The sequence below is a fragment of the Aromatoleum anaerobium genome (genome assembly GCF_012910705.2).
Taxonomy (GTDB): Bacteria; Pseudomonadota; Gammaproteobacteria; order Burkholderiales; family Rhodocyclaceae; genus Aromatoleum; species Aromatoleum anaerobium.
The window spans coordinates 482875-503358 of the sequence record NZ_WTVG02000039.1; the positions used below are offsets into that span (position 1 = coordinate 482875).

16 protein-coding genes and 2 pseudogenes are annotated in these 20484 nt (G+C 67.4%); 17 read left to right on the forward strand and 1 reads right to left on the reverse strand.

Going from position 1 to position 20484, the window contains the following annotated elements; all coding sequences use genetic code 11:
* Nucleotides 1–39 precede the first annotated feature (39 nt).
* A complete protein-coding gene (locus tag GO606_RS14525) occupies nucleotides 40–1230 on the reverse strand; it encodes an amidase (protein ID WP_246979612.1) in 1191 nt (396 codons plus the stop codon).
* 187 nt (nucleotides 1231–1417) lie between these two features.
* On the opposite strand from GO606_RS14525, the gene GO606_RS14530 reads away from it, so the two are divergent.
* The 17 genes and pseudogenes from GO606_RS14530 to GO606_RS14610 all read left to right on the forward strand — a co-directional run bounded on the left by GO606_RS14530 (nucleotide 1418) and on the right by GO606_RS14610 (nucleotide 20484).
* Nucleotides 1418–2758 (forward strand): spinster family MFS transporter, encoded by a 1341-nt coding sequence (locus GO606_RS14530; RefSeq protein ID WP_169120130.1) that lies wholly within the window; start codon nucleotides 1418–1420, stop codon nucleotides 2756–2758.
* Nucleotides 2759–2808: 50 nt separating this feature from the next.
* Nucleotides 2809–3639, forward strand: coding sequence for an alpha/beta fold hydrolase (locus tag GO606_RS14535; RefSeq protein ID WP_169120132.1), 831 nt, complete (start codon nucleotides 2809–2811; stop codon nucleotides 3637–3639).
* Nucleotides 3640–3647: 8 nt separating this feature from the next.
* On the forward strand, nucleotides 3648–5780 hold the full coding sequence (locus GO606_RS14540; protein ID WP_169120134.1) for an oxidoreductase: 2133 nt from the start codon (nucleotides 3648–3650) through the stop codon (nucleotides 5778–5780).
* A gap of 65 nt (nucleotides 5781–5845) precedes the next feature.
* Nucleotides 5846–6301, forward strand: coding sequence for a nuclear transport factor 2 family protein (locus GO606_RS14545; protein WP_169120136.1), 456 nt, complete (start codon nucleotides 5846–5848; stop codon nucleotides 6299–6301).
* A 125-nt stretch (nucleotides 6302–6426) separates the two neighbouring features.
* Nucleotides 6427–6678: pseudogene (locus tag GO606_RS14550) on the forward strand (NAD(P)-binding domain-containing protein); the annotation flags it as partial.
* Between the two features lie 106 nt (nucleotides 6679–6784).
* Complete coding sequence (locus GO606_RS14555) at nucleotides 6785–7108, forward strand: Rossmann-fold NAD(P)-binding domain-containing protein (RefSeq protein ID WP_246979644.1); 324 nt, start codon at nucleotides 6785–6787, stop codon at nucleotides 7106–7108.
* Nucleotides 7109–7118: 10 nt separating this feature from the next.
* A complete protein-coding gene (cofE, locus tag GO606_RS14560) occupies nucleotides 7119–7886 on the forward strand; it encodes a coenzyme F420-0:L-glutamate ligase (RefSeq protein ID WP_169120138.1) in 768 nt (255 codons plus the stop codon).
* Nucleotides 7883–8833 (forward strand): 2-phospho-L-lactate transferase, encoded by a 951-nt coding sequence (gene cofD / locus GO606_RS14565; protein ID WP_169120140.1) that lies wholly within the window; start codon nucleotides 7883–7885, stop codon nucleotides 8831–8833. Before cofE ends, cofD begins: the two co-directional genes overlap by 4 nt.
* A 308-nt stretch (nucleotides 8834–9141) precedes the next feature.
* On the forward strand, nucleotides 9142–9774 hold the full coding sequence (gene cofC / locus GO606_RS14570) for a 2-phospho-L-lactate guanylyltransferase (protein WP_169120142.1): 633 nt from the start codon (nucleotides 9142–9144) through the stop codon (nucleotides 9772–9774).
* Nucleotides 9756–12206, forward strand: coding sequence for a 5-amino-6-(D-ribitylamino)uracil--L-tyrosine 4-hydroxyphenyl transferase CofH (gene cofH, locus GO606_RS14575; RefSeq protein WP_169120144.1), 2451 nt, complete (start codon nucleotides 9756–9758; stop codon nucleotides 12204–12206). The genes cofC and cofH overlap by 19 nt, the downstream gene beginning before the upstream one ends.
* Nucleotides 12207–12296: 90 nt before the next feature.
* Nucleotides 12297–13199: pseudogene (gene cysD / locus GO606_RS14580) on the forward strand (sulfate adenylyltransferase subunit CysD); the annotation flags it as partial.
* Nucleotide 13200: 1 nt separating this feature from the next.
* On the forward strand, nucleotides 13201–15108 hold the full coding sequence (gene cysN / locus GO606_RS14585; RefSeq protein ID WP_169120704.1) for a sulfate adenylyltransferase subunit CysN: 1908 nt from the start codon (nucleotides 13201–13203) through the stop codon (nucleotides 15106–15108).
* Nucleotides 15109–15165: 57 nt separating this feature from the next.
* Nucleotides 15166–15954, forward strand: a complete 789-nt coding sequence (gene cysQ, locus GO606_RS14590) for a 3'(2'),5'-bisphosphate nucleotidase CysQ (RefSeq protein ID WP_169120702.1) — start codon at nucleotides 15166–15168, stop codon at nucleotides 15952–15954.
* A gap of 168 nt (nucleotides 15955–16122) precedes the next feature.
* On the forward strand, nucleotides 16123–16785 hold the full coding sequence (locus tag GO606_RS14595; RefSeq protein ID WP_169120700.1) for a TetR/AcrR family transcriptional regulator: 663 nt from the start codon (nucleotides 16123–16125) through the stop codon (nucleotides 16783–16785).
* Nucleotides 16786–16865: 80 nt separating this feature from the next.
* On the forward strand, nucleotides 16866–17834 hold the full coding sequence (locus GO606_RS14600) for an IS1595 family transposase (RefSeq protein WP_246979431.1): 969 nt from the start codon (nucleotides 16866–16868) through the stop codon (nucleotides 17832–17834).
* Between the two features lie 21 nt (nucleotides 17835–17855).
* On the forward strand, nucleotides 17856–19040 hold the full coding sequence (locus GO606_RS14605; RefSeq protein ID WP_169120780.1) for a sulfotransferase family protein: 1185 nt from the start codon (nucleotides 17856–17858) through the stop codon (nucleotides 19038–19040).
* Nucleotides 19033–20484, forward strand: a complete 1452-nt coding sequence (locus GO606_RS14610; RefSeq protein WP_169120782.1) for a UBA domain-containing protein — start codon at nucleotides 19033–19035, stop codon at nucleotides 20482–20484. Before GO606_RS14605 ends, GO606_RS14610 begins: the two co-directional genes overlap by 8 nt.

A 20484-nucleotide genomic window follows, 5' to 3' on the forward strand; every position in this document is an offset into this window, starting at 1 on the left:
AACAGCCCCGGCGTAATCCATTGACTGTTAACGGTTTTTTCAGTGGGTCAACGACAATGGCATCCGCATTTTGATGCGATTGCCCTGCGCCTGACGCCCGAGGAGCTTCTCCCGCGCCCGCACCGTGTACAGCATGCCGGTGGCGGTCATCACGCCCATGCCCCCGAACATCTCGAGGAAGGGCAGTTGCTGCAGCGAGATCGGTTCGACGTGGTGGCCGAGCCCGGCGCACAGGGTCGCCGCCTTCTGCACGGCTTCGAGGCACTCGGGATGCACGCCCATGCCGAAGAGATTGGTCTCGAAGAGGCCTATCTTCAGTCCCTTCGGGAACTTGCCGAGCGCCTTCATGAGGTCCGAGGTGGCCGGTGCCGCACGCGTTCCCGCCTCCGGGCCCTGGCTCAACTGCATCAGCAGCGCGGTATCACGCACGCTGCGGCTGATGACGTTGTGAGCCGACAGCCCCATCCAGCCTTCCAGCGCCCCCGGCCCCATCGGGATCAGGCCGCGGCTGGGCTTGAGTCCGAACAGGCCGCAGTGTGACGCCGGGATGCGGATCGATCCGCCGCCGTCGCTCGCATGTGCGACCGGCAGTACTCCCGCCGCAACGGCTGCGGAGGCGCCGCCGGACGAGCCGCCCGAGCTGCGCCCGAGGTCCCACGGATTGCGCGTGGCGCCGAACAGGCGCGATTCGGTGGTCCCGGTCTGGCCGAACTCGGGTGACGCGAGCTTGGCGAAGATGTTCAGCCCCGCCGCCTTGTAGCGCTGCACCAGCGTCGAGTCATGGTCGGCGAGCGCATCCTTGAAGAAAGCGCAGCCGTTGGTGGTCACCGTCCCTTTCATCGCGACGGACAAGTCCTTCAGTGCGAAGGGCACGCCGGAAAGCACCGGACGGCTCTCGCGCTCCGCCTTGCCGGCGGCGTCGAGGGCCTTCGCCTGCTCGCGCGCGAGCTCGAAGTGCGGGACCGTCAGGGCGTTGATGGCCGAATAGGCTTCCGCGCGCGCAATGGCCGCCTCCAGCGCCTCGCTCGGCTTCACGTCGCCGCGCCGGATCAGGCGCGCGATCTCGGTCGCATCCCAGCGCTCGTACTCGGGCAGCGGCAGCGGCAGCGAGGATTGCGGCCGCGCCGCAGCCGGCGCGCAGACGCCCAGCCCCATCGCCGCAGCGCCGCCCAGCGCGGCGCCCGCTCTCAGGAAGTCACGGCGCCCCTGCGCCACGTCGTGTTGGTCCATTCCGCTTCTCCTGAGATTGCATGCAGGCATCCTCGGCCCGCCTGTTCGCAAACGATATCAGCGGCGCCGAAGGTCGATTCGTCTGAATGGACGATGCCCCCTTGCAGGGGAGCGGGAGAATTGCCGGCACGGATGCGGACGGAGCCGTTCGCGTCGAGGAAAGACATCGATCTCAGGAGACAAGGCAGTGAGCACGAGCCCCGGCAGTCCGCATCGCGTGACCTTGCAGACGCACTACGCCCTGTTCATGCTGGCGACGATCTACGTCTTCAACTACATCGATCGTCTCGTGATCTCGATCCTGATCGAGCCGATCAAACTCGAGTTCGGCGTCTCCGACACCCAGATCGGCCTCCTGTCGGGCGTCGCGTTCGCGATCTTCTACACCGTGTTCGGCTTTCCCTTCGGCCGCCTGTCCGACCGCATCGGCCGCAAGCCGGTGATCGCGCTGGCGTGCATCGCGTGGAGCGCAATGACCATGCTGTGCGGCGTGGCGACGAGCTTCGCGATGCTGCTGCTGTTCCGCATCGGCGTCGCGGTGGGCGAGGCTGGCGGCACGGCGCCGTCCGTGGCGATGGTGTCGGATCTCTATCCGGCGGACAAGCGTTCGCGCGCGCTGTCGGTGTTCCTGATGGGCCCCAGCCTGGGCGCGGTGTTCGGTCTCGGGCTCGGCGGCTGGATCGCGCAGACCTATGGCTGGCGCACGGCCTTCTTCGTGATCGGCGCGCCTGGGGTGCTGCTCGGCCTGCTGCTGCTGCTCACGGTGCGCACGCAACGCCCGCCTTCGGCTGCCGCGACGAACGGCGGCGGTGTCGGCGAGAACTGGCGCCGGACACTGCGCGAACTCCTTGCGATGCCGGCCTTCCTGCTGATCGTTGCCGCCGGCACGCTGGCGGCCGTCATGGGCTATGCGATGGGCACCTGGAACCCGAGCTTCCTGATCCGCTCGCACGGGCTGAGCATGCAGGACGCCGGGCTGCTGGTCGGACTGGGCGGAGGCATCATGTCGACGATCGGCACCTTGCTTTGCGGGAACCTGACCGACCGTCTGGTGGCACGCGACCTTGGCTGGCAACTGGGCGTGCCCGCCATCGGCTGCCTGATCAGCGTACCGTTCGGGCTGGGGTTCTATCTGTGGCCGGCAGGCGTCGCCTTTCACGTCGGTTCGCTGGCGATCCCCGAAGCCTTCCTGTTCTATCTCGGCTTCAGCTTCACGGCGACCTGGTGGGCAGTACCCTGCTTCGGCGCGATCAGCCATCTCTTCCCTCCGAATCGCCTTGGTCAGGCCACGGCGCTCTTCGTCATGGGCATGACGCTGTTCGGCGTCGGCCTCGGTCCGCTCGTCGTCGGCGGACTGAGCGACCTCTTCGCGGACCGCGTAGGCCACGAGGCGCTGCGCTACGCCTTGGCCAGCACCGTCGTGCTCTACGTTCTGACCGCGATCTGCCTGCTGAGCGCCCTGCCGCGGTATCGCCGCCGCCTGCTCGGCGGCACTGCGGTGATCGCCGGCGCCCCCGCTCGAGCCTGAGCGCGCAATTGAACAAGACAGATACCCCTGACCCACCCGGAGACTTCTCGATGACCTCGCCCGATCTGCCCATCCCCCTCGACCGGTTCGCCGATCTCGAGAACGGCCTGCGCCTGCATTACCTCGACGTCGGCAAGGGCCCGGTGGTGGTGTGGCTGCATGGCAGCGGCCCGGGCGCGAGCGGCTACAGCAACTTCAAGGGCAACTATCCGGCCTTCGCCGAGGCGGGCTTCCGCAACATCGTGCTCGACCTTCCCGGCTTCGGGCGCTCGGACAAGCCCTCCGACGTGCAGTACAACCTCGACTTCTTTGTCGCCTGCCTGCACGGCTTCCTCAAGACGATCGGCGTCGATCGCTGCACCCTGCTCGGCAATTCGCTCGGCGGCGCGATCGCGCTGGGACAGGCGCTCGCGCATCCGGAGACGGTCGAGCGCCTGATCCTGATGGCACCGGGCGGCGTCGAGGAGCGCGAGACCTATTTCCGCATGGAAGGCATCGTGCGCATGGTCGAGACCTTCGCGAAGGGGCCGATGGGGCCCGTGGAGATGCGTCATGTGATGAGCCTGCAAGTATTCGATCCGGCCCTGCTGGACGACACGATCATCAATGAACGCTCGGCCATCGCACCGTCGCAGCCCGCCAACCTGTTCTCGACCATGATGGTGCCGAACATGACGGAACGGCTGCACGAGATCGCCGTGCCGATCTTCGGTTTCTGGGGGACGGACGACAAGTTCAACCCGCATACGGGCGCGCTGAAGGTGCTTGCGAACGCCCGCCACGCGCGCATGATCCTGCTCAACCAGTGCGGCCATTGGGTCCAGGTTGAGCACCGCGACCTCTTCAACCGCAGTTGCATCGATTTTCTGACCAAGGGGTAAGCCGAGTCATGGGAGATTTCGACAACCTGCTGCAACCGGGCCGCATCGGCCGCATGCAGCTCAGGAACCGCATCGTGATGGCCCCGATGGGGTCCAACTTCGCCGAATCCGACGGTACTTGCGGCGAACGCATCCAGGCCTACTATGAGGCGCGCGCCGCCGGCGGGGCGGGCCTGATCACCATGGGGGTGGGCGCCATCGCCTACCCGCACGGCACGGCGGAGCCCTACCAGGTCGGCCTGTCGGACGACAAATTCATCCCCGGACTGATGGGCATCGTCGAGCGCGTACACCAGCACGGCGCGAAGATCGCGATCCAGCTCCAGCACGCCGGCAAGACCGCGGTGCGCGACCTCGCCGAGGGGCGCGAGCTGTGGGTGCCGTCGATGCCGCCGGCGCTGAAGACCGACATGTTCGCCGCGCTGACGCAGGAGGAGATGGGCGCCTTCATCAGCTCGTCGAAGAGCCGCGAGAAGGCCGGCGTGAAGATTCGCGTGATGGACAAGGCGGACATCGCGCAGATGATCGAGTGGTTCGCCGCGGCGGCCGATCGCGCGCGGCGGGCCGGATTCGACGGTGTCGAGATCCACGCCGCCCACACCTACATCATCGCCGGCTTCCTGTCCGGCTACTTCAACAAGCGCGACGACGAGTACGGCGGCTCGATCGAGAATCGCGGCCGCTTCCTGCGCGAGGTGATCGCCGCGGTGCGCGCCCGCGTCGGTGCCGACTACCCGGTGTGGCTGCGGCTCGATGCCTGCGAGCTGCGCATGGACGGCGGCATCACGCTCGACGAGGCCAAGGTCTTCGCGAAGATGGCCGAGGACGCCGGCTGCGATGCCGTGAGCGTGTCCGCGTACGCCAATACCAGCACCGGCGTCGCCTTCACCGAGGCGCCGCTGGTGCAGCAGAAGGCCGGCTTCCTGCACTGGGCCGCCGAGATCAAGGAAGGGCTGAAGATCCCGGTGATCGCCGTCGGCCGCCTGGAGCCGGAGGTGGCGGACAACGCGGTCGCGGCCGGCCAGTGTGACTTCGTCGCGATGGCGCGCAAGCTGCTCGCCGACCCGGAGCTGCCGAAGAAACTCGCCGAGGACCGCCCCGAGGACATCCGCCCCTGCATCTACTGCTACGCCTGCGTGAGCCAGATCTTCATCAACGAGCGCGTCAAGTGCGCGGTCAATCCGCTGACCGGCCACGAGGCCGAGATCCGTCTGGCGCCGGCTGCCAAACCCGGCCACGTGGTCGTGGTCGGCGGCGGTCCGGGTGGGATGGAGGCCGCGCGCGCGGCGGCGCTGCGGGGCCACAAGGTCACGCTGCTCGAACGCAGCGGGCGGCTGGGCGGCACGCTGTTCTTCGCCGCGCTCGCCTATGCGGAAAACGGCGCCCTGCTTGACTATCTCGTCACGCAGATGCGCAAGCTCGATGTCGATGTGCGGCTCAACACCGCGGCGACGCCGGAGCTGATCAAGTCGCTGGGGGCGACCTCGGTGATCGTGGCGAGCGGCGCCGAGCGCAACGCCCCGCCGATCCCCGGTGCGGAACTCGACCACGTGTGGTCGGGCGACGAGCTGAGGCGTCTGATGACCGGCGACCGCGCCGACGAGATCGCCAAGCGCAAGCTCTCGCTCGCCCAGCGCGCGCTAATGAAGGCCGGCAGCCTGGTTGGCGCCACCGACAGCACCGATGCGATCCAGAACCTGTCGCGGGTATGGATGCCGCTCGGCAAGAAGGTGGCGATCATCGGCGGCGGCCTCGTGGGGGTCGAACTGGCCGAGTTCCTCGTCGACCGCGGCCGCGAGGTCGTGGTGCTGGAGGAAGGCCCCAGCCTCGGACGCGAGCTCTCCATCGTGCGCCGCTGGCGCGTGCTCGACACCCTGCGCCAGCACGGGGTCGTGCTGCACACGAAGGCGAAGGTCGAAACGATCGACAAGAAGAAACTGACCTGGACCGACGCCGAAGGCAATCGCCACGAACTCGCGGCCGAGTCGGTGGTGCTGGCCGTAGGTGCGCGCCCGGACGACAGCCTCGCGCGGTCGCTCGAAGCGGCCGGCATGCCGGTGAGCGCCGTCGGCGATGGCGCGCAGCTCGGCTACATCGAGGGCGCGGTCAAGTCGGGCATGCTCGCCGGGCTGGCCATCTGAGCGCGACGCGGGCCGGGGCAGCATGCCACCGGCCCGCAGTCGCCGATTCCGCACAGGACACCCCGATGAGAACCAACGCGCTGGACATCTGCAACCTTCTCTACCGCTACGCCGAGGCCATCGACGAAGGTCGCCTCGAGGACGCCGCAGCAATGTTCCGCCATGCGCGGATCGAGACGGGCACGGCGACGCTCGACGCCACGGGCCTGCTCGCGCTGTGGCGCCGCATCCTGATCATCCATCCCTGCGGCACGCCGCGCACGCGACACCTGATCACCAATCCCATCCTCGACATCGACGAGGCCGCCGGCACCGCGCGGGCGCGCTCGTGCTACACGGTGATGCAGGCCACTGAGGGCTTCCCGCTGCAGGTGATCGCCAGCGGCCGATACTTCGACCGCTTCGCCCGCATCGACGGGGCCTGGCAATTCGTCGAACGCGACTACCGTCATCTCGATTTCACTGGCGACCTGAGCCGGCACCTGCAAATCGGCAGCCTGCGCCCGCCGCGGGGCGGCTGAACGCCAGTGCAGAGCGGCTCGTCCGATCGGACGATGCCGTCCTGCCCCCCCTCTCTTAGCGTGGCAGGCATAGGGATCGGCCTGCTCACGCGGGCCTCCGCCGACCTCAAAGGAGAGACGGACAGATGGTCATCGACAGTACAAGCACGATCGGCGTGATCGGCGGCACGGGCAAGCTGGGCGCGGCGCTCGCCCGTCGTTGGGTGAAGGCCGGCCTGCACGTGGCGATCGGTTCGCGCGATGCCGGCAAGGCCCGGGAAGCCGCCTCCGCGCTGTGCGCCGAGACCGGCGCAACGGTCGAGTCGGGACGCAATGCCGAGGTAGCCGCCCTCGCCGACCTGATCGTCGTCAGCGTGCCCTTCGCGTCGCAGGTCGCGACGCTCGAAGAGATCCGCGACGCCGTCGCCGGCAAGATCGTGATCGACACCACCGTCCCGCTGATTCCGCCCAAGGTGATGCGCGTGCAGATGCCCCCGGAGGGCTGTGCCGCGCTGCGCGCGCAAGCAGGTGCTGGGAGACGCCACCCGCGTGGTGTCCGCCTTCCACAATGTCGCGGCCCACAAGCTCGCCACCGACGAGACCGTCGCCTGCGACGTGCTCGTCTTCGGCGACGACAAGGATGCACGCACCCGGGCGGTCGCACTCGCCGAGGCCGCGGGCCTGCGCGGCCTGCACGGCGGCGCGCTAGCGAATTCGGCGGCGGCCGAGGCGATGACCTCGGTGCTGATCTTCCTGAATCGCAATTACAGCGTCGACGGCGCCGGCATTCGCATCACCGGCGAACTCGACATGACTGCCCATCCTTGAGGCAAGCGTGATGCGTCGCCGACTCTGCTTCGAGGCGCTTCCCGGGATTCCGGAGGTCCGGTCGGGCGACGCGCTGCACGAGCTCATCGGGCAAGCGCTGGATACGCACGCGATCGCGCTCGAGCCCGACACCATCGTCGTCGTCGCGCAGAAAATCGTCTCGAAGGCCGAAGGACGCTTCGCCTGGCTGGACGAGGTCAGACCCTCGAACAAGGCCCTCGAACTCGCCCGCATCACCGGCAAGGACGCGCGTCTGGTCGAGCTGACGCTGTCGGAGTCGACCGACGTGCTGCGTGCGGTGCCGGGCGTGCTGATCGTGCGCCACCGCCTCGGCTACGTCATGGCCAACGCCGGCATCGACCTGTCCAACGTTCCCGGCGAGGCCGGGCGCGAACGCGCGCTGCTGCTGCCGCTCGACCCCGACAGATCCGCCGCGGCGCTGCGCGAGGGGCTCCGCGCTCGCACCGGGAAGACCGTCGGCGTGATCGTCAGCGACAGTTTTGGCCGGCCCTGGCGCAACGGCGTCGTGAACGTCGCCCTCGGTTCAGCCGGCGTTCCGGCCCTGATCGACCGGCGCGGCGACCCCGACCGCCACGGCCGCACGCTGCAGATCACCCAAACCGCCTTTGCCGACGCCATCGCCGCGGGGGCCGCGATCGTGATGGGGGAAGGCAGCGAGGGGATGCCGGTGGTGCTGGCGAGCGGGTTCATGCCCACCGCGCCGGAAGTCGATTGCAAGGCGCTGCTGCGCCCGCTTGAGGCGGATCTTTTTCGATGAACAATCGGCACATCCTCGCGCTGAGCGGCGGCGTGGGCGGCGCGAAGCTCGCCGACGGCCTGCTGCATGCACTCGACGATGCGCGGCTCACCGTGGTGGTGAACACCGGCGACGACTTCACGCACCTCGGCCTGCACATCTCGCCCGACGTCGATACCGCGCTCTACACACTCGCCGGGGTGGCCAATCCCGAAACCGGCTGGGGGCGGCGCGACGAGACCTGGAGCTTCATGGACGCGCTGGCCCGGCTCGGCGGCGAGACCTGGTTCCGCCTCGGCGACGGCGACCTCGCCACCCACGTCGAGCGCACCCGCCGGCTCGCTTCCGGGGAAACGCTCTCCGCGATCACGGCCGACTTCGCGCGCCGCCTGGGCATCCGCGCCGACATCGTGCCGATGTCCGATCAGGCGCTACGCACGCGCGTTCATACCGACGAAGGCGTCTTTGACTTCCAGGACTACTTCGTCCGCCACCAGTGCCGTCCGGTGACGCGCTCGATCGAGTTCAGCCTCGCGCCCGACGCGGCCCCTGCGCCCGCCGTGCTGACGGCTCTCGCCGACGACGCGCTTGACGCGATCGTGATCTGCCCCTCCAACCCCTACCTCAGCATCGCGCCCCTCCTCGCCGTCCCGGGGCTGCGCGCCCGTCTGCAGGCGGCCGGGGTGCCGATCGTCGCCGTCTCCCCGCTGGTCGGCGGCACGGCCGTGAAGGGGCCGACCGCGAAGATCATGGCCGAACTCGGCGTGCCGGTCTGCGCGGACGAGATCGTGCGCTACTACGGCAACCTGCTCGACGGCTTCGTCCTCGACGTTCGCGACGCGCATCTGCAGGCGCGCATCGCGCTGCCCGTGCATGTCACCGACACCCTGATGCGGACGCCGCAGGATCGCGTCCGCGTCGCGCGCGAAACCCTGGCGTTCGCCTCCCGCCTCACGTCCCGACGCTGAAGTCCTTTCGTCGCCCCGCGAAGGAATCGTCACGCCCCAAAAACCGAGCTTTCTCATGTTTGCCCGCAAAGCATAAATATAAATCAACCAAACTACTGTTTCATATGACTTTTTTAAGCCATTAAACTTTCTGAATAACAGTCCAAAGCGAGTAGCCGGCGCCATATCCGAGGTGTTTCAATTTTCCCAAGGAAGCGCACACAGACCATGCAGACACGACGCCACGACCTTCACTTCGCCCGCCGGACCCAGCGCACCGCCCCCCAGCGGGCGGCCGACGCGATGGCCCGCGCGGCGGGAGCGCCGCGATGAGCTGCTGGGCCCTCGTACCGCTCAAGGCGCGCCGCTTCGGCAAGAGCCGTCTTGCGGGCGTGCTGGACGACGCGGAGCGGGCGAGCCTCGTGCAGTCGATGCTCGAGCGCGTTCTCGCCGCGCTGGCCGATGCGCGCGAGATCGACCGGATCGCCGTCGTGTGCTGCGAACCCGAGCGCGTTCCGCCAGCCATCCTGAGCCTGCCGGACAGCGGCCAGGGCCTGAACGACGCCCTCGCGGCCGGCGCCTCGCGCCTGTGGGCCCGGGGTGCCGACGAACTGCTCGTGATCCACGCCGACCTGCCGCTGGTCCGCGCCGCCGACATCGACTGTTTCGTGCGTTGCGGGCGGTCCCAGGGCATGGCGCTGGCTGCCGACCGCCACGGCTCCGGCACCAATGCCCTCTTCGTCGCGGGGGTCACGGATTTCAGTTTTCAATTCGGCGCGCACAGCCTGTCCCGCCACCTCGCCGCCGCTCACGCCCGCGGCATCGCCCCCGCGCTGCCCGAGCTGGATTCGCTCGCGTTCGACATCGACACGCCCGCCGATCTCGCCTGCCTGCCGCCCGCAGCGCTCGCGCCCACCCCCCACCTCCGCCGGAGTCCGACGCCATGCCTGATCACCTGTTAAGCCATCTCGCGAGCGCCCGTGCAGGCTTGCGCCTGCCCGGCGACGAAGTCCGCCAGCTTTCCCTGCATGCCCCGCTCGACGCGCTGCTCGACACGGCGGAAGCCCTGACCCTCGCGGGCCATGGCCCCCGCGTCGGCTATTCGCGCAAGGTTTTCATTCCCCTCACCCGGCTGTGCCGCAACACCTGCGGCTACTGCACCTTCGCGACCACGCCCCGGCGCGTGCCCAGTGCGTATCTCGACGCCGAGGAGATCCTCGCGATTGCGCGTGCGGGCGCCGAGGCGGGCTGCCACGAGGCCTTGTTCACCCTCGGCGAGCGCCCCGAGTCGCGCTACCAGGCAGCGCGCGACGCCCTCGCCGTGCTCGGACACACCTCGACGATCGAATACCTCGCGGAAATGGCCGCGCTCGTCCATCGCGAGACCGGCCTGCTCCCGCACCTGAACCCCGGCACCATGAGCGCCGACGAGATCGCGCTGCTGCGGCCGGTGGCCGCGTCGATGGGCATCATGCTCGAATCGGCCTCTGCCCGCCTGTGCGAACCCGGCGGACCGCACTGGAAGTGCGTCGACAAGCACCCGGACGCCCGCCTCGCGACCTTGCGCCGCGCCGGCGAGCTCGCCGTGCCGATGACCACCGGCATCCTGATCGGCATCGGTGAAACACGCGACGAACGGATCGACTCCCTGCTCGCCCTGCGGGAATTGCACGAGCAGCACGGCCATCTGCAGGAGATCATCGTGCAGAACTTCCGCGCCAAGCCCGGCACCGTGATGGCGGGCGCGCAGGAACCCGGGGTCGATGATCAGGCCTGGACGATCGCGATGACCCGCCTCATCTTCGGCGCGCACATGTCGATCCAGGCGCCTCCCAACCTGCGCCCCGGCGAACTCGAACCGCTCCTGCGCGCCGGCATCAACGACTGGGGCGGCATCTCGCCGGTCACGCTCGACCATGTGAATCCGGAGGCGGCGTGGCCCCAGATCGACGCCCTGGCGGCCGAGACCGCCCGTCACGGACGCCACCTGCGTCAGCGCCTGCCGCTGATCCCGTCCTACGTGCGCGAGCTGGCGCGCTGGACCGCACCTGCGGTCGGCAGTGCCGTGCTGCGCCGCGCGGATGCGAGCGGATACGCGCGGCCCGACGACTGGCTGGCCGGCAGCGGTAAACCCCCCTCCGCGGCGGCCTTGCAGGGCTTCGCCCGGACATCCGGTCGCGAACCCTCGCATGCCATCCGCACCGTGCTCGACAAGGCGGCCGCCGGCGAGGCGCTGAACGAGGCCGAGATCACGCGTCTGTTCGACGCCGACGGCGATGACCTGCACGCCGTCCTCGCGGCAGCCGACGCGCTGCGCCGCCAGACGGTCGGCGACACCGTGACCTACGTGCGCAACTGCAACATCAACTACACCAACATCTGCCAGCACCGCTGCGGCTTCTGCGCGTTTGCCAAGAGCCATGCCGCTTCGACGCTGCGCGGCCCGGCCTACCGGCTCGAAGCCGACCAGGTCGCGGCGCGCGCCGAGGAGGCCTGGCTGCGCGGCGCGACCGAGGTGTGCATGCAGGGCGGCATCCACCCGCACTACGACGGGGAGACCTACCTGTCGCTGCTTGCGGCCGTGCGGCGCGCCACCCCGCAGATGCACATCCACGCCTTTTCGCCGCTGGAGATCCGCCATGGTGCCGCGACGCTAGGCCTGTCGCTGCGCGACTACCTCCTGCGTCTGCGCGAGGCCGGACTGCGCACGCTGCCCGGCACCGCGGCGGAAATCCTCGACGACGAGGTCCGCACCATCATCTGTCCAGACAAGCTCGACACCGCGCAATGGCTGGAAGTGATGCAGACCGCGCACGAACTCGGCATCCGCAGCACCGCGACGATCATGTTCGGCCACGTCGACGCGCCGAAGCACTGGGCGCGCCACCTCCTCGCGATCCGCGGGCTACAGGCGAGGACCGGCGGCTTCACCGAGTTCGTGCCCCTGCCCTTCGTGCATATGGAGTCCCCGCTGTGGCACAAGGGCCGCGCCCGCTCCGGCCCGACGCTGCGCGAGGCAGTGCTGATGCACGCCGTCGCCCGCCTCGCACTCCATCCGCTGATCCCGAACATCCAGACCTCGTGGGTGAAGATGGGCGCGGAAGGCGCCGCGCTCTGCCTGCAGGCTGGCGCGAACGATCTGGGCGGCACGCTGATGTATGAGTCGATCACCCGCGCAGCCGGCGGAGCGAACGGACAGCTGATGGAAACCGACGACCTGCGCGCGATTGCGACGCGCTGCCAACGGCCGCTGCGGCAGCGATCCACCCTGTACGAAGCGATCGGGCAGGAAAACGATTGCGACGGCGAGGCCCCGAAGGCAGCCGACGCGGGCGACGGCACGGGGCCGACGTCACCACCCCGGCCGGTACTGCGTCTCCGCGCACCGGCTTGATCCCCACCCACCAATCGTACCCACCCCGCGCCGGCAAACCGGCACGGCCAGACCACCCACGTCCCGAAATCCTGCAACCAAGCTGGAGAACCCATGACACTCACCCACCTGCAACGGCTCGAAGCCGAGAGCATCCACATCATGCGGGAGGTCGTCGCCGAGGCCGACAACCCCGTGATGCTCTACTCGATCGGCAAGGACAGCGCGGTGATGCTGCATCTCGCGATGAAGGCCTTCCACCCGGCGCGCCCGCCCTTTCCGCTGCTGCACGTCGACACGCGCTGGAAGTTCCGCGACATGTACCGGTTCCGCGACGAGATGGTCACCAAGCTCGGCCTGGACCTGATCGTGCACATCAACCCCGAAGGCATGGAAAAGGACATCAATCCCTTCACCCACGGTTCCGCGATCCACACCGACATCATGAAGACCGAGGGTCTCAAGCAGGCGCTCGACAAATACGGCTTTGACACAGCCTTCGGCGGCGCGCGCCGGGACGAGGAGAAGTCGCGCGCCAAGGAACGCATCTTCTCCTTCCGCACCGCCCAGCACCGCTGGGACCCCAAGAGCCAGCGCCCCGAGCTGTGGAAGCTCTACAACGCCCGCAAGCACAAGGGCGAGTCGATGCGGGTGTTCCCGCTTTCGAACTGGACCGAGCTCGACATCTGGCAGTACATCCATCTCGAAAACATCCCCATCGTGCCGCTCTACTACTCGGCCGAGCGCCCCGTGGTCGAGCGCGACGGCGCGATGATCATGGTCGACGACGAGCGCATGCCTCTGAAGCCGGGCGAAGTGCCGATGATGAAGAAGGTGCGCTTCCGCACGCTGGGCTGCTACCCGCTCACCGGTGCCGTCGAATCCGGGGCCGACACGCTGCCGGCGATCATCCAGGAAATGCTGCTCACGAAGACCTCCGAACGTCAGGGCCGCGTCATCGACCACGATTCGGCCGCCTCCATGGAACGCAAGAAGCAGGAAGGATATTTCTGACATGGCACATATCTCCGACCTCATCGCCACCGACATCGAGCAGTACCTGAAGGCGCACGAAACGAAGAGCCTGCTGCGCTTCATCACCTGCGGCAGCGTCGACGACGGCAAGAGCACGCTGATCGGGCGCCTCCTCTACGAATCGAAGATGCTCTTCGAGGACCAGCTCGCCGCCGTCGAAGCCGACTCCAAGAAGTACGGCACGCAGGGCGATGCAATCGACTTCGCGCTGCTCGTGGACGGCCTCGCCGCCGAGCGCGAGCAGGGCATCACGATCGACGTCGCCTATCGCTTCTTCTCGACGGACAAGCGCAAGTTCATCGTCGCCGACACGCCGGGCCACGAGCAATACACGCGCAACATGGTCACCGGCGCCTCGACCGCCGACGCCGCCATCCTGATGGTCGACGCGCGCAAGGGCATCCTCACCCAGACCCGGCGCCACAGCTACCTGATCAGTCTGCTGGGCATCCGCCACGTCGTGGTGGCCGTCAACAAGATGGATCTGGTCGATTATTCGGAGAAGGTCTACCGCCAGATCGTCCAGGACTACCGCGTGTTCGCCGCCCAGCTCGGGCTCGCCGACGTGACCTTCATCCCGATGTCGGCGTTCAAGGGCGACAACATCACGGGCCCGAGCGAGGCGATGCCTTGGTATCGCGGCACCACGCTGATGGGCTACCTCGAAACGGTGGAGGTGGACGACACCCGCATGCAGCGCACTCCCTTCCGCCTGCCGGTGCAGTGGGTGAACCGCCCGAACCTCGACTTCCGCGGCTTTGCCGGCACGGTCGCCAGCGGCGTCATCGCGGCGGGAGATCGCATCCGCATACAGCCCTCCGGCAAGGAGAGCACCGTCGCGCGCATCGTCACCCGTGACGGCGACCTGGAGCGCGCGGTTGCGGGGCAGTCGGTCACGCTGACCCTCGCCGACGAGGTCGACATTTCGCGCGGCGACGTGATCTCCACGGTGGAGGCGCCGGCCGAGGTGGCCGACCAGTTCGAATGCACGATCACCTGGATGCACGACGAGCCCATGCTCGCCGGTCGCCCCTACCTGCTGAAGATCGGCGCAAAGACGGTCACCGCGACCGTCACAGACATCAAGTATCAGGTGAACGTGAATACGCTCGAACACGTCGCAGCGAAGACGCTCGAGCTCAACGCGATCGGCGTGTGCAACCTCAGCCTCGACCGTCCCGTCGCCTTCGACCCCCATCGAGACAACCGCGACACCGGCGGCTTCATCCTGATCGACCGGCTGTCGAACAGCACCGTCGGCGCGGGCCTGCTGCACTTCGCGCTGCGCCGCGCGCACAACATCCACCTGCAGCACATCGACGTGGACAAGGCTGCGCGCGCGGCGCTCAAGCATCAGAAGAGCTGCATGCTGTGGTTCACCGGTCTGTCCGGCGCGGGCAAGTCCTCGATCGCCAACCTGGTCGAAAAGAAGTTGCACGCGCTCGGCCACCATACCTACCTGCTCGACGGCGACAACGTGCGCCACGGCCTGAACAAGGACCTGGGTTTCACCGATGCCGACCGCGTCGAGAACATCCGCCGCGTGGCCGAAGTCGCCAAACTGATGGTCGATGCCGGACTGGTCGTGCTGACGGCCTTCATCTCCCCGTTCCGCTCCGAGCGGCAGATGGCACGCGCCTTGGTCGACGAAGGCGAATTCGTCGAGATCTTCGTCGACACGCCGCTGGAGGTCGCCGAGCAGCGCGACGTCAAGGGCCTGTACAAGAAAGCCCGGCGCGGCGAGCTGAAGAACTTCACCGGCATCGACTCGCCTTACGAGGCCCCCGAGAACGCCGAGATCCGACTTGAAACGACGCGCCTGTCGCTGGAGGCGGCCGCCGAGGCCGTGATCGCCGCGCTGCGCCAGCGCGGAATCATCTCCAACTGACATCCCGCCGGCCCCGCGCGGGGCCGGCCACCCCGTACCTCAACGGAAGGAAGAATCATGAACGCGACATCCGATCACCGCAGCCTGCTCGACGCCCTGCTCCCGGTCGCACGCAGCGCGGGCGCTGCCATCATGCAGATCTACGCGACCGACTTTGCCGTGCGCGGCAAGACCGACGCCTCGCCCGTCACCGAAGCGGACGAACGGGCCGAGGCCCTGATCCTGCCCGAGCTCGCCCGGCTCACCCCCGACATCCCGGTGGTGTCGGAGGAAGAAGCCTCCGCCGGGCACATTCCGGCCGTGGGCGAGCGCTTCTGGCTCGTCGACCCGCTGGACGGCACGAAGGAGTTCATCAACCGCAACGGCGAGTTCACCGTAAACATTGCCCTCGTCGAACACGGCGCGCCGGTGCTGGGCGTCGTGTTCGCGCCGGCCCTCGACCGCCTGTTCGCCGGCGCGGCCGGACTGGGGGCCTTCACCGAGGACAGCGGCGCACGGCGCAGCATCGCCGCCCGCACGCCGCCCGCCGAAGGGCTGACTGTGGTCGCCAGCCGCTCGCACGGCGACGTCGAGGCGCTCGCCGCCTTCCTCGCCGGGCGCAAGGTCGCCCGCCAGACCAACGCCGGCTCCTCGCTCAAGCTGTGCCTCGTGGCCGCGGGCGAGGCGGACGTCTATCCGCGCCTGGGGCGCACGATGGAATGGGACATTGCAGCCGGCGATGCGGTGCTGCGCGCGGCCGGCGGCATCGTTCGCATGCTGGACGGCCCGGCCCTGCACTACGGCAAGCCCGATTTCGCGAACCCGCACTTCGCCGCCTGGGGCGCGAGTTCGGCAAGCGGAGCGTAAAAACCGAGCTTTCTTCAGTTTATGTCATACGGAAAGTCGAGCGCATCGCATGTGGTTGTTTTGATGAATTTTCCATCTGTACGACAGACGCGCATGCGGCACCGAATGCGAGTAGGCAGACCCCAGCCCGTTGGGCTCCAATGAACCCGTCACCGGCACGAGAAGCGCATGGCTACCAGTCACTCCCCTCTTCGTCGCAGCCCCACCCAGTCGCGCGCAGCAGCCACGCTGAAAGCCATTCGCGAGGCCACCCTGCGCATCCTGAAGGAGGAAGGCCATGCGCGCCTGACCACCAACCGGATCGCCGAAGTCGCGGGCATCAGCATCGGCAGCCTGTATCAGTACTACGCCGACAAGCACGCGATCGCGGCCGACATCTGCAACGAGCTGCTGATGTCCGAGCTCGACGAGATCAAGCGCCTCGACCGCCAGACCATCGCCCTCGCCAAGGATTCCCTGGATTCGACGCTGGCCTTCTTCGTCGAGGAGCACGTCGCACGGCACCGCCGGCTGTACCAGCAGCTACAGGACTTCTATCTCGAGATCCACTGGAAATACGACTTCGAGTCCTACTCGCGGAAACGCTATCCGGACAAGCCGACCACGACCGACTGGCTGCCTTCGGCGTTGCGACGCCACCAGCAGGTGCTTCGCGTCACCGATTACGCGCTCGCCGCCCAGATGGTCGTGCATGCCCTGGAAGGCACGATCCACACCACCCTTGACCGCAACCCGGACCTGATCATGACGCAGGCCTTCATCGACGAACTGCACGCGATGCTCGTCCGCTACCTCACGAAAGTGCCCGCCGAAGGCACCTCGAACGAATAGGCTATGTCACCGTTAGCTGTGGAACCCTCCCGTGGCGGTCGGGCTCTTACCTCTGAGAGCGAAACCGCGCGGGGTGCCCCATGAAAGCTCATGAATTTGAACGGTGGATCGAGCAGCTGCGGGCGTTGACCCGGCGGCAGCGCGAACAGGTGAAAGCGTTGCTGGCAAAAGACGATGACGGGGCGCGGTGCAGCACGCTGATCGAATCCCGCCTGGGTGGGGACGGGGGCTGTCCCCACTGTGGGGCGAAGAGTTTGTATCGGCACGGCCTCGCGGGCGGGCTGCAACGTTACCGGTGCAGAAGTTGCCACAAGACGTTCAACGCTCTCACCGGCACGCCATTGGCGAGGTTGCGTAAAAGGGAGAAATGGTTGGCTTACGGCCAGGCGATGCTCGATTCGCTGACGGTGCGCAAAGCGGCAGCGGTGCTTGGCGTGCACCGGAACACGACTTTTCGTTGGCGCCATCGCTTCCTCACGTGGGCGAAGAACGACCGCCCGGCACATCTGCAAGGTATTACCGAAGCGGACGAAACGTATCTCCTCGAGTCGGACAAAGGCAGTCGCCGACTGGCTCGCAAGCCGCGCAAACGCGGCGGCGCTGCAACCCAGCGCGGCCTCTCCAACGAGCAGGTCTGCGTTCTCGTCGCCCGCGATCGCACGGGGCAGACCCTCGATTTCGTCACCGGCAAGGGGCAGATCACCAAGGCTCAACTCAAGACGGTTCTGCCGCCCGTTCTTGATCCGGATGCGCTGTTGGTGAGTGACGGGAATCCGACCTATCGCTACTTCGCGCTCGATACCGGACTCTCCCATGAGGCGGTCAATTTGAGCGCCGGCATCCGGGTCCGGGGCGCCTACCACGTCCAGAACGTCAATGCTTACCACAGCCGTCTCCACGCCTGGCTCGGCATCTTCCATGGTGTCGCCACAAAGTACCTCCCAAACTACTTGGGCTGGCGCCGCGCCTTGGATGCTCAGCGTATTCGCTCCCCGGATACCCTGCTGGCAGCCGCATTGGGGCAATTTCAACAGCGAACGGTGACATAGCCAACGAATAAGGAGACAGACTTGTTCTACTACTTCGATTTCACTGTCTGGTTCAAGCTGCTGCGCCTGGTGGGTCAGGAGTCGAACCGGCGCCAGCGGCGCGGGCTCTACAAGCTGCTGCTGCTGCACATTCCCCTGCGCGCGACGATCACCGTGGTGTGCTTCTTCCTCGACGGCATCCTCTTCCCCAGGCTGTGGCTCACGCGGGTGAAGACACCGGTCTTCATCATCGGCCATGCCCGTAGCGGCACCACGCTGGCGCACCGCCTGATGACCGCCGACAAGCGCTTCTCGGCCTTCAGGTATTACGAACTGCTGCTGCCCTCGCTCGTGCAGAAGAAGCTCGTGCGCCTGATCGCGTGGGTCGACGCGCATCTCCTCGGCCGCACGCTCGAACGCAGGCTGCAGGCCTGGGAGAAGCGCAAATTCGGCCCCACCCAGCACATCCACAAGATGGGCCTGACGATCCCGGAAGAAGACGACCTGATGTACTTCAACTCGTGCGCGTCGGGCTTCTGGCTGACCAAGCTGCCCTACATGAGCGAGCTGGACTTCTTCCACATCGACCGCCGCCCGGCCGCGAGCCGCCGGCGGATGATGAAGTTCTACCGCGAGTGCGTGCGCCGCCAGCTCTATCTCAACGGCAGCGATAGCATCCACCTCAGCAAGAACCCGACCTACTGCGGCCGCGTCGAGTCGCTGATCGAGACCTTCCCGGATGCACGCTTCGTCGTCCTTTACCGCAATCCGTACGAGACCATCCCCAGCCTGCTCAAACTGCTGAACGTGGGATGGAAGCTGCAGGGCAACCTGTCGCAGGAGCGCATCCGCGAGTCCAACGAGGTCATGACCGGGCTGTCATACGAGACCTACCTCTACCCCCTCGAAGTGCTCCGCCGCCATCCCGAAACCCCCTGCGCAGTCATCGACTACCGGCGGCTCACCGCCGACCCCAAGGGCACGATTGAGGACGTGTATCGCGAGCTTGGCCTCGACATCACGCCGGACTATGCCGCTTTCCTCGATGCCGAGTCCGCCCGCAACAAGCGCCACGAGACCGAACACCGCTACAGCCTCGCCGAGTTCGGCCTCGACGACCGCGAGATCCGGCAGCGCCTCGCGCCCCTGTTCGAAAAATTCCGCTGGGACGAGGACGTCCCCGCCACCCACAACGACGACAAGAAGAAGGAGCCGGCCCATGCATGAACCCAACCCCCTGCACGACGAAGTGTTCGCCGCAGTGAAGGCGCACGTCGAACCGCGCGACGCCGCCACCCGCGACGCCGCCTCCCTGCTACGCGAGGCCTGGGATGGCATGATCGCGCAGCTCGAGGACGCGCGTAACGCGATCGACGACCCCAAGCTGTGGCCCCCGCCAGCCACCCCGCGCAACCTCGCCGAGGGCTACCGCTACGTGCTCGGCTTCCTGTACGGCTCGATCTCACGCTGCCTCGGCCCGACGCCCGAGTTCCCCTACTTCGTGCGCGCGATCCAGCCGCTCAACCGCTCGACCATCGACAACTGCGACGCGATCTACCTGATGGCGCCGATCGACGGCAACCACAGCTACACGATCCGCGGGCGCGCCGGCGACACCAGCGCTTGGCGCGGCGAGCAGGCGCCGGCCGGCGTGCGCAAGGCGCCGCACTACGTGATCTTCGAGGCGCCCAGCGGCTACTCCGGCGAAAGCGGCAGCCTCAAGGAGCTCAAGCCCGGTTCGCGCATCAACTGCGCCGAGCTCGACAGCACCGAACTGAAGGTCGAGCCCGACGGCAGCTTCGAGATCCTGCTCGCCCCCGAAAAGCCGCCCGGTTACGAAGGGAACTTCATGCTCCCGCGCGCCAGCCGCACCCGCACCCACAAGGACGGCAGCAGCGAGACGCGCGAATACGTCAGCCAGCTCGTGATGCTGCGCGAGCTCTTCAGCGACTGGGAAAACGAGGATCTCCTCGAACTCTTCATCTACCGCAACGACCTGCTCGGCAAGCCGATGCCGCCCTACACGCCGGAAGTCGCGGCGAAGCAGATCGCCGACGTCGGCCGCTTCACGCGCAACCAGGTGCACTTCTGGAACGAGTTCTACGCCGTCGTGTGCGAGTGCTACGGCGACATGAACGGCGACGACCGCTGCTTCATGCCACGCAACGCGTTCAACACGCCCAATGCGGCCTCGCTCGCGACCGCGGGTGGGATGGCCACCAACGTGTATTGCGGCGGCATGTTCGAACTTGCGCCCGACGAGGCCCTGGTGGTCGAGCTCCACCAGCCGGTGGATCCGGTGTATATCGGCTTCAGCCTCGGCAACATGTGGGGCGAGTCGCTCGACTTCGCCAACTACCAGAGCAGCCTCGGCGGCCTGCAGGCCCACCGCGACGCCGACAACGTGTACCGCTTCGTGATCGCGCACAGCGATCCCGGCATCGCCAACTGGCTCGACACCACCGGCCAGCCCGAGGGCTACATGGCCGTGCGCTGGGCGTATCCCGTCAAACCCAAGGACAACCTCCCCTGGGCGACGGGGAAGAAAGTACCTCTCGCCGACGTGCGCCAGCACCTGCCGGCGGACACCCGCCTGATCACCGCCGAGGAACGCCGGCATCAGATCGCAATCCGGCAGGAGCACGTCCAGCGCCGTTACCGCCAGCACTGA

Bases quoted from the DNA above. Each gene is read 5' to 3' on its own strand.
- GO606_RS14535 (WP_169120132.1), top strand. From the start codon at position 2,809: ATGACCTCGCCCGATCTGCCCATCCCCCTCGACCGGTTCGCCGATCTC.
- GO606_RS14610 (WP_169120782.1), top strand. From the start codon at position 19,033: ATGCATGAACCCAACCCCCTGCACGACGAAGTGTTCGCCGCAGTGAAG.
- cysN (WP_169120704.1), top strand. From the start codon at position 13,201: ATGGCACATATCTCCGACCTCATCGCCACCGACATCGAGCAGTACCTG.
- cofC (WP_169120142.1), top strand. From the start codon at position 9,142: ATGAGCTGCTGGGCCCTCGTACCGCTCAAGGCGCGCCGCTTCGGCAAG.
- cysQ (WP_169120702.1), top strand. From the start codon at position 15,166: ATGAACGCGACATCCGATCACCGCAGCCTGCTCGACGCCCTGCTCCCG.
- cofD (WP_169120140.1), top strand. From the start codon at position 7,883: ATGAACAATCGGCACATCCTCGCGCTGAGCGGCGGCGTGGGCGGCGCG.
- cofH (WP_169120144.1), top strand. From the start codon at position 9,756: ATGCCTGATCACCTGTTAAGCCATCTCGCGAGCGCCCGTGCAGGCTTG.
- GO606_RS14540 (WP_169120134.1), top strand. From the start codon at position 3,648: ATGGGAGATTTCGACAACCTGCTGCAACCGGGCCGCATCGGCCGCATG.
- GO606_RS14595 (WP_169120700.1), top strand. From the start codon at position 16,123: ATGGCTACCAGTCACTCCCCTCTTCGTCGCAGCCCCACCCAGTCGCGC.
- GO606_RS14545 (WP_169120136.1), top strand. From the start codon at position 5,846: ATGAGAACCAACGCGCTGGACATCTGCAACCTTCTCTACCGCTACGCC.
- GO606_RS14525 (WP_246979612.1), bottom strand. From the start codon at position 1,230: ATGGACCAACACGACGTGGCGCAGGGGCGCCGTGACTTCCTGAGAGCG.
- GO606_RS14600 (WP_246979431.1), top strand. From the start codon at position 16,866: ATGAAAGCTCATGAATTTGAACGGTGGATCGAGCAGCTGCGGGCGTTG.
- cofE (WP_169120138.1), top strand. From the start codon at position 7,119: ATGCGTCGCCGACTCTGCTTCGAGGCGCTTCCCGGGATTCCGGAGGTC.